General features: G+C 57.0%; 10 protein-coding genes. 7 read left to right on the top strand and 3 right to left on the bottom strand.

The genetic code is table 11. The features are described 5' to 3' along the window. Positions 1 to 76 precede the first annotated feature (76 nt). The 3 genes from CDO73_RS06920 (at position 77) to CDO73_RS06910 (ending at position 2,275) form a co-directional block, all read left to right on the top strand. On the top strand, positions 77 to 781 hold the full coding sequence (locus CDO73_RS06920; RefSeq protein WP_088487786.1) for a hypothetical protein: 705 nt from the start codon (positions 77 to 79) through the stop codon (positions 779 to 781). Between the two features lie 69 nt (positions 782 to 850). Then, complete coding sequence (locus CDO73_RS06915; protein WP_088487785.1) at positions 851 to 1,138, top strand: hypothetical protein; 288 nt, start codon at positions 851 to 853, stop codon at positions 1,136 to 1,138. A 249-nt stretch (positions 1,139 to 1,387) separates the two neighbouring features. Next, entirely contained in the window at positions 1,388 to 2,275 is an 888-nt protein-coding gene (locus CDO73_RS06910; RefSeq protein WP_088487784.1) for a fumarylacetoacetate hydrolase family protein, read from the top strand. Positions 2,276 to 2,423: 148 nt separating this feature from the next. Here the strand turns inward: CDO73_RS06910 and CDO73_RS06905 are convergent, their stop codons facing one another. Further along, positions 2,424 to 3,980, bottom strand: a complete 1,557-nt coding sequence (locus CDO73_RS06905; RefSeq protein ID WP_087797204.1) for an ABC-F family ATP-binding cassette domain-containing protein — start codon at positions 3,978 to 3,980, stop codon at positions 2,424 to 2,426. A 130-nt stretch (positions 3,981 to 4,110) separates the two neighbouring features. On the opposite strand from CDO73_RS06905, the gene CDO73_RS06900 reads away from it, so the two are divergent. The 3 genes from CDO73_RS06900 (at position 4,111) to CDO73_RS26690 (ending at position 6,037) form a co-directional block, all read left to right on the top strand. Further along, positions 4,111 to 5,535 (top strand): SMI1/KNR4 family protein, encoded by a 1,425-nt coding sequence (locus CDO73_RS06900; protein ID WP_088487783.1) that lies wholly within the window; start codon positions 4,111 to 4,113, stop codon positions 5,533 to 5,535. Then, positions 5,532 to 5,759 (top strand): YuzB family protein, encoded by a 228-nt coding sequence (locus CDO73_RS06895; protein ID WP_088487782.1) that lies wholly within the window; start codon positions 5,532 to 5,534, stop codon positions 5,757 to 5,759. The genes CDO73_RS06900 and CDO73_RS06895 overlap by 4 nt, the downstream gene beginning before the upstream one ends. A 119-nt stretch (positions 5,760 to 5,878) precedes the next feature. Next, complete coding sequence (locus CDO73_RS26690; RefSeq protein ID WP_179218611.1) at positions 5,879 to 6,037, top strand: hypothetical protein; 159 nt, start codon at positions 5,879 to 5,881, stop codon at positions 6,035 to 6,037. A 137-nt stretch (positions 6,038 to 6,174) separates the two neighbouring features. Here the strand turns inward: CDO73_RS26690 and CDO73_RS06890 are convergent, their stop codons facing one another. Next, the gene (locus CDO73_RS06890; protein ID WP_088487781.1) at positions 6,175 to 6,720 is read right to left on the bottom strand and encodes a hypothetical protein; all 546 of its coding nucleotides are present in this window, start codon (positions 6,718 to 6,720) and stop codon (positions 6,175 to 6,177) included. A gap of 395 nt (positions 6,721 to 7,115) precedes the next feature. Then, positions 7,116 to 10,439, bottom strand: coding sequence for an alpha-mannosidase (locus CDO73_RS06885; protein WP_088487780.1), 3,324 nt, complete (start codon positions 10,437 to 10,439; stop codon positions 7,116 to 7,118). Positions 10,440 to 10,779: 340 nt separating this feature from the next. Between CDO73_RS06885 and CDO73_RS06880 the strand changes: the two genes are divergently transcribed. Beyond that, complete coding sequence (locus CDO73_RS06880) at positions 10,780 to 12,768, top strand: sensor histidine kinase (protein ID WP_256972593.1); 1,989 nt, start codon at positions 10,780 to 10,782, stop codon at positions 12,766 to 12,768. Positions 12,769 to 12,800 lie beyond the last annotated feature (32 nt).

Here is a 12,800-nt window from a genome sequence, read left to right as displayed (position 1 = left end):
TTGTCGATAATGGGTATATATGGAGTATCCCTGACAGATGCAGATTTCGACAACCATAGAGAAGGGAGCGGCTTCCATGACAGATCAAGATTCGACCAAGATTTACGTGCTGCTCAAATTCGGCGAGAAAATATTCATGGAGAAATTTCGGCGCGGACAGCTTCATTTTCAATGTCTGAGCGCGTTCAAGAACGAAGAACCGGACGAGAGCGGACGCAACGATCCGTTCGAAGCCGCCTCCGCGGTCTATAATCCGGGCAATTATAAAGTGTACGTCGGCGGGAAACCGCTGGAAGACGTGGAAGGTCCGATCGTGCTGCAGGAAAACGAAGCCGATCGGCAGTATTCGCTCAGCTTGCACGGCATTACCAGCGAAACGGTAAAGCGCCACGCGAACGGAGAAGAACGACATCTGATCCATCCGCGGAACGAAAATTTCGGCGGTTACGCGGTCGTGATCACCAACCCCAAAGAATTCAAGAACCGGGTAGACGAGGCTTGCCGGAAACAGGGTTTCGGCCTGCGCGAAGGCTTGGTCGCTTATCACGAACTCGAAAACTTCGGCGGCCGCTGGGGATATTTCCGTAAGCCCAAAGAGTACGAATACCAATCGGAGTACCGGCTGCTGCTCGATCTGGAAACGAAAGACGAAGATTATATTCTGGAGATCGGCGATATTTCCGATATCAGCGAAATCGGTCCGTATCAAGACCTTATCCCGAGAATTCGGGTGAAAATCCGAGAAGAAGGCGGCGAACTGCCGGAAAGCGAAGAAGATTAAGCAGCTGCGGAAAAAGGCGGGACTCGACAAAAGAACATATGTTCGATATACTGAGAGGAGACCTTTTACATGGAGATGCATACTATGAATGATGAATTTCTGAAGGACCTCCACGAGCTGGAACGCAGCGACGAAGATCGCTCCAAGCTGTTGATGAAAGGGATCAAGAAAACATTGGCCGAACGCCAGGCGGCAGGCCGACTTGAGCGCTGGTTCAACCGTAAACGGAAACGCAAAGTCGAAGCTTGGCATGCCGCGTCCCGACCGAAAGATCCCGAACCGAAACAAGAGGAGCGGCAGGCTCCCTTGAAAGAGAATGCTTATCGCGAGAACCGATACGAGACGAGAACCGAATAAGCAGCCGATAACTATCCGATTCGTGTCAGACGCGCGTATAGGAACAGCATCCTTTCCGTCACGAACGGATCGGATGCTTATTTTTTCGGGCCGCGTCGATTCGGCGTTCGGCAGGATCGGGGAAGAGCGCAGCGAAGAACGAATCGGACGTTTTCTTTTCCGCTGCGGCTGACGTATGATGGAAAAGAAGCCGGCGGAAGAAGGAACCTTCCGCCGCAGATTCGACGATTGCGGGAGGATGATCGACACATGAGATTCGCCAATATCGAACGGCACGGCACTTCGGCCGTGGCCGTGATGACGGAAGACGGACGCGCGCTGCTGCTCAGCGCGTTGGCTCCGTGGTTGGACGGCTGGACATTCCCGCCCGCTTCCACGGACGAATTGATCGCTTCGCCTCGCAAAGCCGAAGAGATCGCCGCCGCTTGGAAGCGGGCGGCGGAAGAACGGGCGGAATTGGCCTACGAAGAAGAAGTTCGCTTCCTGCCCGCGGTGCTGAACCCGGGCAAGCTGATCTGCATCGGGCTGAATTACAAACGCCATGCGGAAGAGACCGGGATGCCGCTGCCGGACAAACCGGTCGTATTCGGCAAATTCGCCGATTCCCTGACGGCTCACGGCAGCGTCATTCCGTATCCCCGGGCGACCAAGCGGCTCGATTACGAAGCGGAACTCGCGATCGTGATCGGCCGCACCGCCGTCGACGTCGCGGAAGAAGAAGCGCTCGACTACGTCTTCGGCTACTGCTGCGCCAACGACCTGTCCGCGCGCGATCTTCAAGGCCAGTCGAGCCAATGGCTGCTCGGCAAGACCGGCGAAGGCTTCGCGCCGCTGGGTCCGTACATCGCGACGTCGGAAGAGATTCCCGATCCGAACGCGCTCAAGATCGGCACGCGGGTCAACGGGGTTACGGTACAAGACTCGAACACGTCGGACATGATCTTCTCCTGCCGGGAACTGATCTCGTTCCTGTCGCGGCATATGAAGCTGCGTCCCGGCGACGTCATCCTGACCGGAACGCCGGAAGGCGTCATTCTCGGCAAACCGAAAGAAGAGCGGGTCTGGCTGAAACCGGGCGACGAGATGACGATCTTCGTCGAAGGGCTGGGCGAGCTGACGAACGTCATCGGCGACTAAGCGAGACGGTTCCGGTCTTCTGCGATCCGTATCGAGTGCGCGTTCATGCAGCGTTTCCCGCGCCCGAGGCTGAAACGCGCAAAAAAGGCTCCCCGAAGGGAGCCTTTTGCATAGCTTTCGCTCTTTTTAAAACTTTTCGGAAACGTTCTTAGAACACTTTGGTCGTCCACGATTCGCAGTTCCAAGTCTCGGTCACGATATCTTTGTAGAATTCCGGTTCGTGGGAGATCATCAGAATCGTGCCTTTGTACGCTTGCAGAGCGCGCTTCAACTCGTCTTTCGCGTCCACGTCCAAGTGGTTGGTCGGTTCGTCGAGCACGAGGATGTTCGTTTCGCGGTTGATCAGTTTGCACAAACGGACTTTGGCTTTTTCGCCGCCGCTGAGTACCGTGATTTTGCTCTCGATGTGTTTGGTGGTCAAGCCGCATTTGGCCAGCGCCGCGCGCACTTCGAATTGGCTGAGCGAAGGGAACTCGTTCCAGATCTCTTCGATGCAGGTATTGGAGCCGTCGCCTTTCATTTCCTGTTCGAAGTAGCCGATCTGCTGGTGTTCGCCGCGTTCCACGGAGCCGGAGATCGCCGGGATCTCGCCGAGGATGCTGCGCAGCAGCGTCGTTTTGCCGATGCCGTTGGCGCCGACGAGCGCGATCTTCTGTCCGCGTTCCATCTTCAGATCGAGCGGACGGGACAACGGTTCGTTGTAGCCGATGACCAAGTTCTTCGTTTCGAAAATCACTTTGCCCGCCGTACGTCCGACTTTGAAGTTGAACTGCGGTTTCGGACGTTCTTGCGCGAGTTCGATGACTTCCATCTTGTCGAGCTTCTTCTGACGGGACATCGCCATATTGCGGGTCGCGACGCTGGCTTTGTTGCGGGCCACGAAGTCTTTGAGCTGCGAGATTTCCTGCTGTTGGCGTTTGAACGCCGATTCCAACTGCTGCTTTTTCATCGCGTAGACTTCTTGGAAATAATCGTAGTCGCCGACGTAACGGTTCAGCTCTTGGTTTTCCATATGGTAGATGATGTTGACGACGCTGTTCAAGAACGGAATATCGTGCGAGATCAGGATAAACGCGTTCTCGTATTCTTGCAGATAGCGCGTCAGCCAGTTGATATGCACTTCGTCCAGATAGTTGGTAGGCTCGTCGAGGAGCAGGATATCGGGCTTCTCGAGCAGCAGCTTGGTCAGCAGCACCTTGGTGCGCTGTCCGCCGGACAGATCGTTGACGTCTTTGTCCAGACCGACGTCGGTCAGGCCGAGGCCGCGAGCCGTCTCGTCGATCTTCGCGTCGATTAGATAGAAGTCCTGCGCGGTCAGCGTGTCTTGGATGGTGCCGACCTGCTCCAGCAGTTCTTCCAGTTCTTCCGGCGTGACTTCGCCCATGCGGCCGTACATATCGTTCATTTCCTGCTCCATGTCGAACAGGTATTGGAAAGCGCTTTTGAGCACGTCGCGGATCGTCAGGCCTTTCTCCAGCACGGCGTGCTGATCGAGATAGCCGACGCGGACGCGTTTGGACCATTCCACTTTGCCTTCGTCCGGCTGAAGTTTGCCCGTCACGATGTTCATGAACGTGGACTTGCCTTCGCCGTTCGCGCCGATCAAGCCGATATGTTCGCCTTTGAGCAGGCGGAAAGATACGTCTTTAAAGATCGCCCGGTCGCCGAAGCCGTGGCTCAGTCGTTCTACATTTAGTATACTCATTAATGAAAGACACCTTTTTCTGTTAGATTTCGTTTAGACATTTTTCCGTTTCATTATAAAAGGTAACGGCGTGCAACTCAATGGAAACCTAAAAATCCATTGAATGTTTTCATGGACAAAGGAGGCAATCATGCATTTTCGCGGAAAAACAGAAGCAAACGACAGGGCGAGCGAGCTGAGGGTCTACGACGAACAGATCGCCCGGATTCGGCAGAAGCTGCTTCGAGCCGCGCAGGCTGAAGGCAGCGGCAGCGTGTTCGGAGCGAGTTCGCACCAGTATCGAATGAACGAGCCGATGACCTTGACGCAGCTCGGGAAGCTCGAAGCCGAATGGGGAGTGGCGCTGCCCGATCCGTTCGCGGCTTTCCTGGTCGGGGTCGGCGACGGAGGAGCAGGACCGTATTACGGCGTCTATCCGTCTTCGCGCATCTCGCCCGATCTCGACCGTCTTGCCGAACCTTCGACTTTCCGTTTGGATCGGACTTCGCAGGATTGGATGTCGCCGCCCGCCGAACAAGACGAATGGGACGACGATATGGACGACGAAGCTTATGACGCGTTCTGGGCGAACCTGCTGCGGGGCACGATCGAGTTCGGCACGATGGGCTGCGCCAACGAGCTGCTGCTGATCGTCAGCGGCGAACATCGCGGGAGAGTCGTATATATCAACATGGATTCGCCCAAGGTTTTTTTCGCTTATGAAAAAAACTTCCTCGATTGGTACGAACGCTGGTTGGACGAGGTGATCGGCGGCTTCGAGATCCATTGGTTCGGCACGACTCCGGGCGGCAGCGAAGCCGACTTGGTCGCGGCTTTCCGGCAGGCGGACAGCGGCGAAACGCGCGGCGATCTGTTTCGGGCGCTGCTGCGGCTGCCTCGTCCGAGCGAAGCGGTCATTCGTCTTGCGGAAGACGCGCTCGGCGACCCGGCAGAGCAGGTGCGTGACTGGGCGCTGACGCTGCTTGCCAAGCGGGCGCCGCAGCTGGCCGACCCGCTGCTGATGAAGCTGCTGCGGAGCGAATCGCCGGAAAAAAGGCGAACGGCGGTGCAGCTGATCCATTGGTACCGCAAAGAAGCGGCCGGCGAATTCGCGGAAGAACTGATCCGGCTTGCGCCGATCGAAAGCGATGCGGAGACGTTCCGTTTTATCGGGTACGTGCTGGAAACGGCGGAGATCGAGAAGTTTCCGCTGCTGCTGCCGGCTTTCCGTAGTCCCGACCCGGAAATCCGCAAAAACACAGTCTGGCAGGCGGGCAGTTGCGAACACAAAGCGGAGTATGTCGAAGAGTTTATCGCGGCGCTGGGCGACCCGGATCCTTGGGTACAGCATTCCGCCGTGCAGGCGACGAACGGCTTGACGGATCTTCGGCTGCTGCCCGCTTATGAACGTCTGCTTGTGCAGCATCGCACGGACGAATATTATATTCCCGGCAATATCCGGCAGGCGCTGGCGAAATACGAATTCGGTACGAGCGAAGAGATCGAGCGCGGCGTACCTGCCGAATTGACTCGGGTGCGCGGAATCCTGCGTGCTCTAACGGAGGAACGAACATGAAGATCAAATTTTGCGAAAAGAACCTCGACCGTTTCTCGAAACCGGCGTACAAAGAACTCAAAGGCAAATACGACGACGTCAAAGTCAAAAAAGATTCCTGCCTCAAAGAATGCAAGCTGTGCCGCAGCGAGCCGTTCGCGATCGTCAAAGGCGAGATCGTGCGGGCGGAAACGCCGAAAAAGCTCGTCAAGAAGCTGGAAAAGCGGATCGCGGAGCAGGCATAAAGCCGCTCGGGGCCGAGGCGGTTTGACGAAAAACGGAACTTTCTGCCCGATCGCGGCGTATGAACCAAATCGGCGGACGCCGAGCAAGCCGATCATGCGCATACAGGGAGGAAACGAATATGCAAACCGTCAAAAAAGTGTGTAAAGCCGTGTTCTTCGTGCCGCTGGCGATCATCGCGGGAATCGTCGACAACAGCGGAAGCTGGATCTTGATGGAAAAAGACAGACGCCAAGAGCGACATGACGACGCGTATAGACGGATGGAAGGGATTCGTTAAAGCGCGCAAGCTAACGGGATACACTTTTATGTTGCAAAAGAAGTCGTTCCTAGTGAGTTGACCGTGTTAAATCTAAGGTACCTCGCCTTATTTGCGGTCAGCTTACTCGCGGAGCGGCTTTTTTTGTTGGGTTTGTTTTATTCACTCGATTTGAATTTTTGGATCTTTTCTATAAAACGGCTCAGATTATACGTTTTTTCGTCATCATAGTTATTTGTGGTGATTCGGTTATCTTCGGTGACTCTCAATACGCCTTGTTCGCCCCAAGTAAAACCGGCTTCATTCAAGAATAGAACGACTTTATCGCCCTTGTGCAGGGCTCTGACTCCCGATTCGTTATAAGTGACGATCGCATTTTCCTGATTAGCTGCACCTTTAATAAGCTCCTCTACTTGTATTTTCACCTCGGTTACCGTTTCTTCAAGGAATTTTCCTTGGTTTGTATCGTCCGTATCGAATCCCGTATTGACCGGAATTTTGATTGTTTTTGTCTTTTCACGTCCTACGACGGTTCCGTAGACAATTTGCGAGGCTTGATCCGTCATTTCTTCAAGCGAAAATGCCGGATAGGTGGCCTGCTCCTGTATAGCAAACTTTCCATGATGCATGGCATAAGACAAGTATAGAGCCGCAGCGATACAAAGGAGTAGAAAAGCGGCACTTAAAATGACTTTCTTCTTCATCGTAGGCTCCTCCTAATTAGGCCGTGTACGCAAACTTAACGACGTGCATCTTTAGCCGCCTTTTCGCCCTCCCCGGCGTCAGTGCCCCTTGACGTGCCCCGGCACGCCTTCGGAACCCTTCCTTGTTGAGAACGAAAATTCGCCTAAATCTGCCTCCTTCGAAGTTTGCCTACACGCCCTAGCGAATCTCGTTTTTTGCATGGATATCCAATTGACGCAAAAGAAGAGCGGAAAGTTGAATAACGAAATCATGATTGAGGGTTACGAAACCAAAGAACCCCCGAAACCGCAATCCGCGATTTCGGGGGCTCTTCGCTTATAAGTCGTATCTTCTAAATCTTTGTTCATCTTGCTCCGGCAGTTGTAGTTGCTCCGGCAGTTCTAGGCTGCGATCTTTAAGACCGCAGCTCGAGCGCGAACGTACGAATCTCGTAAGGCTCCAGCGTAAACGATACAGCCGGACCTGTGCCGCGTTCGCCTTCCGGCCGCTCCATCAGATCGCATTCCTGCCAAGAAGCGACGGTCAGATCGCTCTCCAGCACCAGCCGTTGACGGCTGCCTGAGAAGTCGTGCACGCGCACGATGACGGAATCGCCGGCTTCGGAACGCTTCACGGCGGAGATCATCGCCGTCGGCCCGAAAGGCGAGACGGGAGCCGCCGCTTCGCCCGAAGCCGCTCGGCCGACGCGGTCTGCGGACAAGCGGAACATCGACAGCGCGGACTGCGCGGGCGCGCCTTCGGACGCGCGCAGCGGATGGTTCAGCGCCCAAGCGCTGCGCACGGTGCCGCCGGCCAGCCAATCGCCTTCGTGCGGCAGCAGCGCGTACGTGAATTCGTGAGCGCCTTGATCGGCTTCGGTATCGGGATGCTGCGCGCATTTGATCAGCGACAGCCGCATCACGTTGTCTTTGATATCGTAACCGTATTTGCAATCGTTCAGCAGGCTGACGCCGTAGCCTTTGTCCGACAGGTCGGCCCATTGATGGCCCACGGTCTCGAAACGCGCCATATCCCAGCTCGTATTCCAATGGGTCGGGCGTTTGACGTTGCCGTACTGGACGTCGTACGTCGCTTCCGTGGCGCGGACCTGTACGGGGAAAGCGGCTTTGAGCAGCACGCGGCGTTCGTGCCAGTCGGCCTTCGTCTTGAAGTCGATACGCCGATCTTGGGCGTAGACGATCAACTGCTGCTCGATCCGCGAAGCGTCCGTTTCCCAGACGAAAGTGATCGCGCAGCGCAGCGGCCCGTTTTCCGAAACCGATACGCGGGTCAGATTGTCCAATTCCCAAGACTTCTGCTGATAGAAAATGTCCACGTCCCAAGCTTCGTGCGCCAGCGGTTTGTCTTCGAACAATTGCAGCACGTTGCCCCGCTCTCCGCGCGCCAGCACTTCGCGATCCGCCGAACGGTCGTACAGCCGCGTAAGCTGGCCGCGTTCGTTCCAATCCAGTTCGTAGAACGGAGTCGAGATGCCGTTTTCGCGCAGGGTGAACGGAGATTCCGGCTGCGCGTCTGCGGAAGAGGCCCCGTTTTGCGACGTTTCGTTCAAGTCCGCCGTGCGGAATCCGGCTTCGCTTCCGCCCGGCTCGAACGTCAGCTCGGCGTAGCCCATCGAAGGCACATTACGCGCTTCGACCTGCCAGACGCCGTTCGCAAACTGCGCGTTCAGCGTTTCGCCGAGATGGTTTTTCCAGCGGCCTGCATGTTCGAAAGCGCTGCCCGAATCGTTCGGATTCCCGCTGCCGTCTGCCGCCGCGCCGAACGCCGGAATCTCTACGAGGCCGTTTTCCGTCCACGGCGAAGCGTTCCAGACGGTATAACGTTTGGCCGCGCCCGCGGCATCTTCGTTACTTTCCACGGCCAGCAGTCCACGTTCCGCTTCTTTGCGCGTTTCCAACCCGAGCCGCTCCGCTTCCGCGTATTCGATCGTGCTATCCTCGTACACTTCGCGGATCGAAGAGCCGGGGATGATGTCGTGGAACTGGTTGCGCAGAATGATTTTCCAACCTTCGTCCAGTTCTTTTGCGGCATACCGATTCCAGTCTCCGGCAGCGACCGCGCTCAGCGCGTTCAGCCATTCGCTTTCCCGGTACAGCAGCTCTAACTTGCGGTTCATGCGCTTGTTATACGCTTGGCTCGTATACGTGCCGCGATGGTATTCGAGATACAGTTCGCCGTCCCACGTATGCACGTAGCTGTCGGTATTCGCGACCGTCTCGCGAAGCTCGCGGAAGTAATCGCCCGCGCTGCCGGTCTTCATCTTCGGCATGCCCGGCATCCGGTCGATCCGCCGCCGCATCTCCAGCATATTGCGGTTGACGCCGCCGCCTCCGTCGCCGTAACCGTAAGAAAGCAGCAGCTTCTGGTTCATTTCTTTGTCGCGGTACGCGTCCCAGCTTCCTTTGACCGTCTTGGGCATGATGTTGCCGTTGTACGTATAGAACCACGAACCCGGCTGCGACCACGGCTCCGTCGTGGTGATGAAATGGGTCAGAATCTCCGTGCCGTCCATTCCGCGCCACATGAACGTATCATGCGGCATCCGGTTGTATTGGTTCCAACTGATCTTGGTCGTCATAAACGTGTGGATGCCGGACTTTTTCAAAATTTGCGGCAGGGCCCAACTGTATCCGAACACGTCCGGCAGCCAGAGATAATCGCATTCCGCGCCGAATTCTTCCCGGTAAAATTTCGTTCCGACGAGGATCTGACGCACCAAAGATTCGCCCGAAGTCAGATTGCAGTCGGCTTCGAGCCACATCGCGCCGCCGGTCTCCCAGCGTCCTTCCGCCGCGCGCTTTTTGATGTCTGCGTACAGCTCGGGGTAGTCGTTTTTGACATAGTCGTAGAGCTGCGGCTGCGTCTGAAGAAACGTATACTCGGGAAAAAGTTCCATCAAGCGCATGACGGTGGAGAAGGAACGGGCCGCTTTTTCCCGGGTATGCTTGAGTCTCCACAGCCACGCGACGTCGATATGGGTATGGCCGACCGCCGTGATCTCGACCGCCGAATGTTTCTCCATGCCGTCGATCGCGTCCGAGAGGAAGTCGCGCGCCGCGCGCAGCGATTCGTAGAACGATTCCGAACCCGGCGCGTGCCAATCGATCAGCAGCAGGGAACGGTCGGCGGCTTTGAGCAGCTGCGCGCGTTCCGGCAGGTTGGGATCGAGCACTTCGATCGTCTCGGACGCCGCCAGCAGCGTGTAGTAATAATCGTCGGCCGCTTCGTCGAGCCAGCAGACTTCCGCGAGCCGGATGCCGTGCGTCTGATCGCGCTGCACGCCGCCGCCTTCGAGCCCCGACCACAGCCGAAGCGTGAGCGGAAGGGTGGAGCCGGCCGTTTCTTCGTTGAAAAAGACTTCCAGATGGTTGGAATCGACGCCTTGATACGGTTTGCCGTGCAGATAGAACAGCGATTCGAATCCGGAATTGTTGCCGCCGCCGGTCTCGCCCAGATCGAAACGTCCGAGAATGCGGCGTCCTTGCCATTCGGCGGGAATCTCCGTTTCGGCGTGCAGCCACAGATACAGATCGCGTCCGCTCCACGTCTCGCCGACTTTCAGCGTACCGTCATAGTCCGCGACAGACGGAACTTCGGGATTGATCTCTTGACGGATATCTTCCAGAGAGCGGAACGCGGGAATCGGCATCCGGTCCCGGTAACGGTAATCGGACAGCTCGTGCAGACGGGAGCGCAGTTTGGCTTCGGTCAAAAACATAGAAAAATAACCTCCTTCGGATAGTCGGACGAATGGTTGGACGGTCGGAGGCGAGCAGGCATGCAAAAGGGCCGGGAGGACTCGCCGCGTGCGGGGAGATGCCGGTTCTTCGGGGTTCAGCGGGATCTTAGGGGATCTTTAACGTTATTATAGGCACAAAAATAAAGCGTTTCAAAGAGTCGTTCGCGACAATAGACTATGCAAGATTGCGACATGAATGCCGGAATCGCGAAGCCCGATTTCGCAAGCCGTTTGCCGAGCGCGGACGCCGATGGTACACTGGGCGCAGCAAACGGCCGCTCGGCGTTCCGCGCTTCGGAGCGGCAGGAAGGGGAAATAAATGCGGGGGCTTCACGAGTTTTACCGCAATCATCTGAAACGCAAAATGTTCAACCGGATCGTGCTGCTGTACTCGCTCGTCGCGGTGATGCTGTTCGCGGTCGCGGCCGGGCTGATGCATCAATACCAGCTTCAACGGGCGATTCGCGAAGAAACGGACGCCAATCTCAAAACGACCCACGTGCTCGGTCTCTACCTGAACAGGCAGTACGAAAATTTGCAGGGCATGCTTCAGCAGGTGTATAGCGACGGCACGGTCAGCGACGACATGGTGTATTTTCTCGATCACGATTACGAAACGTATCTCGGACATCGCCTGAACGCTTTCGCGAGCAGCGCCGGTTCCAGAAATCGGACATTCGATCTGGTCATCAAAAATTACCTGGAGCAGGATGCTGCGGTGCGCAGCGTCTCGGTCTACAGCTATGCCGAACGATTCTCGATGTACGTGGGGCGGACCAGCCGCAGAATCGATTTCGACAGCGGTGCCGATCCGGTCTGGAAAGAATGGGCGGACGGCGGGCGTGCGGGATTTCGCGGCGTGCCTGCGTCGGGGCGAATTCCCGGCGACTCGCAGGATGACGAAGGCTACGCCGAGCAGGATGCGGCCGTCGAAACGGATTCGGGCGGGGCGGTTCCCGCCGTTCCCGGCGCTTGGGCCGAAGACGTGCCGAGAAGAGACGCGGCAGGCGTCCCGGAAGAGCGGACAGAAGCGCAGTCGGGGCAAACGGGCGGAGACCGTTACGTCTACACGCGGGAACTTCAGGACCCGTGGACGCTGCGGCGCATCGGACTGATGGTCGTCGAATTCGACGCGGCCAAGCTGGATGCGCTGCTGCAAAGTCAAGCGCCTGCCGGCAGCGGTCAGATTCTCGTCTTGGCGGCAGACGGAACGGCGATCTACGATTCGGAAGACCGCTATGCCGGACAGATCTATCCTTATCGCCCGGATGCTTCGGGAGAAACGGAACTGCCGGGCGATGCTTTTCGCACCAACGAACTCGGGGTGGCGGGTTCCGGACTGTCGGTGCTGGGCGTGGTATCGGAAGCGGCCGTCGATCGGAGCATGGCGGGGTTGACGGGGATGCTGATTCTGGGGACGGTCTTGTTCGCCGCGGCAAGCATCGGCTTCGCGGCCGTCATTATCCGTTCCCATTCCAAAAAAGTGCGCCGGATCATCCGTTCGACCAGCCGAATCGGCGCGGGCGACTTGACCACACGGATCGAGATGTCCGGCGAAGACGAACTTCAGCAGATCGCGCAGCGCATCAATGCCATGTGCGGACAGCTCGAGACGTATATCGATCAAGTGTATACATCGGAGATTCGGCAGAAGAACGCGGAACTGGCGCTGCTCCAATCGCAGATCAATCCGCACTTCTTGTACAACACGTTGGAATCGATTCGAATGAAAGCGTATTCTTCGGGAGCGCAGGACGTTGGCAAGATGATCTACAGTTTGTCGGTGATGTTTCGCAGTTTGGTCAAAAAAAGCACCGTCGTCAGCGTGGGCGAAGAAATCGAGATCTGCTCGATGTATCTCGATTTGTTCCGCATCCGTTACGAAGGGCGCCTGGAAGCGAAGATCGAAGCGGACGAAGCCGCCAAGGGCTGCCGGATCGTCAAACTGCTCGTGCAGCCGATCGCCGAAAATTACATCGTGCACGGGTTCCGGCCGCTGGACGACGATAACCGGGTAGCCGTCAGAGCGAAGGTCCGGAACGGACGGCTGACGATCGCGGTCGAAGACAACGGCAGCGGGATCGCGCCGGATCGCCTGGCGGAGATCCGCTTGATGCTCGGCGGAGGCGCGCCCGCGCCGGACAAAGAACATCGTTCGATCGGATTGATCAACGTCCATGAACGGATTCGGATGAATTACGGCGAGTCTTACGGATTGACGGTGGACAGCGAGGAAGGGCGGGGCACGGTCGTACGGATGGAACTTCCGGCGATCGGCGAGGAGGCTTCGGCGAACTTGCAGACTTGACGAAGCGCAAGCTCGAAGCCGAAGGAACAAAC

Source organism: Saccharibacillus sp. O23, assembly GCF_002205895.1.
Classification (GTDB): Bacteria; Bacillota; Bacilli; order Paenibacillales; family Paenibacillaceae; genus Saccharibacillus.
Note: the sequence above shows the minus strand (reverse complement) of the source record. Positions and strands in the feature narration are given on the sequence as shown.

What these genes read in the sequence shown, in the direction of transcription:
- CDO73_RS06920 (WP_088487786.1), top strand. Translation starts at nt 77, where the DNA reads ATGACAGATCAAGATTCGACCAAGATTTACGTGCTGCTCAAATTCGGC.
- CDO73_RS06915 (WP_088487785.1), top strand. Translation starts at nt 851, where the DNA reads ATGGAGATGCATACTATGAATGATGAATTTCTGAAGGACCTCCACGAG.
- CDO73_RS06910 (WP_088487784.1), top strand. Translation starts at nt 1,388, where the DNA reads ATGAGATTCGCCAATATCGAACGGCACGGCACTTCGGCCGTGGCCGTG.
- CDO73_RS06905 (WP_087797204.1), bottom strand. Translation starts at nt 3,980, where the DNA reads ATGAGTATACTAAATGTAGAACGACTGAGCCACGGCTTCGGCGACCGG.
- CDO73_RS06900 (WP_088487783.1), top strand. Translation starts at nt 4,111, where the DNA reads ATGCATTTTCGCGGAAAAACAGAAGCAAACGACAGGGCGAGCGAGCTG.
- CDO73_RS06895 (WP_088487782.1), top strand. Translation starts at nt 5,532, where the DNA reads ATGAAGATCAAATTTTGCGAAAAGAACCTCGACCGTTTCTCGAAACCG.
- CDO73_RS26690 (WP_179218611.1), top strand. Translation starts at nt 5,879, where the DNA reads ATGCAAACCGTCAAAAAAGTGTGTAAAGCCGTGTTCTTCGTGCCGCTG.
- CDO73_RS06890 (WP_088487781.1), bottom strand. Translation starts at nt 6,720, where the DNA reads ATGAAGAAGAAAGTCATTTTAAGTGCCGCTTTTCTACTCCTTTGTATC.
- CDO73_RS06885 (WP_088487780.1), bottom strand. Translation starts at nt 10,439, where the DNA reads ATGTTTTTGACCGAAGCCAAACTGCGCTCCCGTCTGCACGAGCTGTCC.
- CDO73_RS06880 (WP_256972593.1), top strand. Translation starts at nt 10,780, where the DNA reads ATGCGGGGGCTTCACGAGTTTTACCGCAATCATCTGAAACGCAAAATG.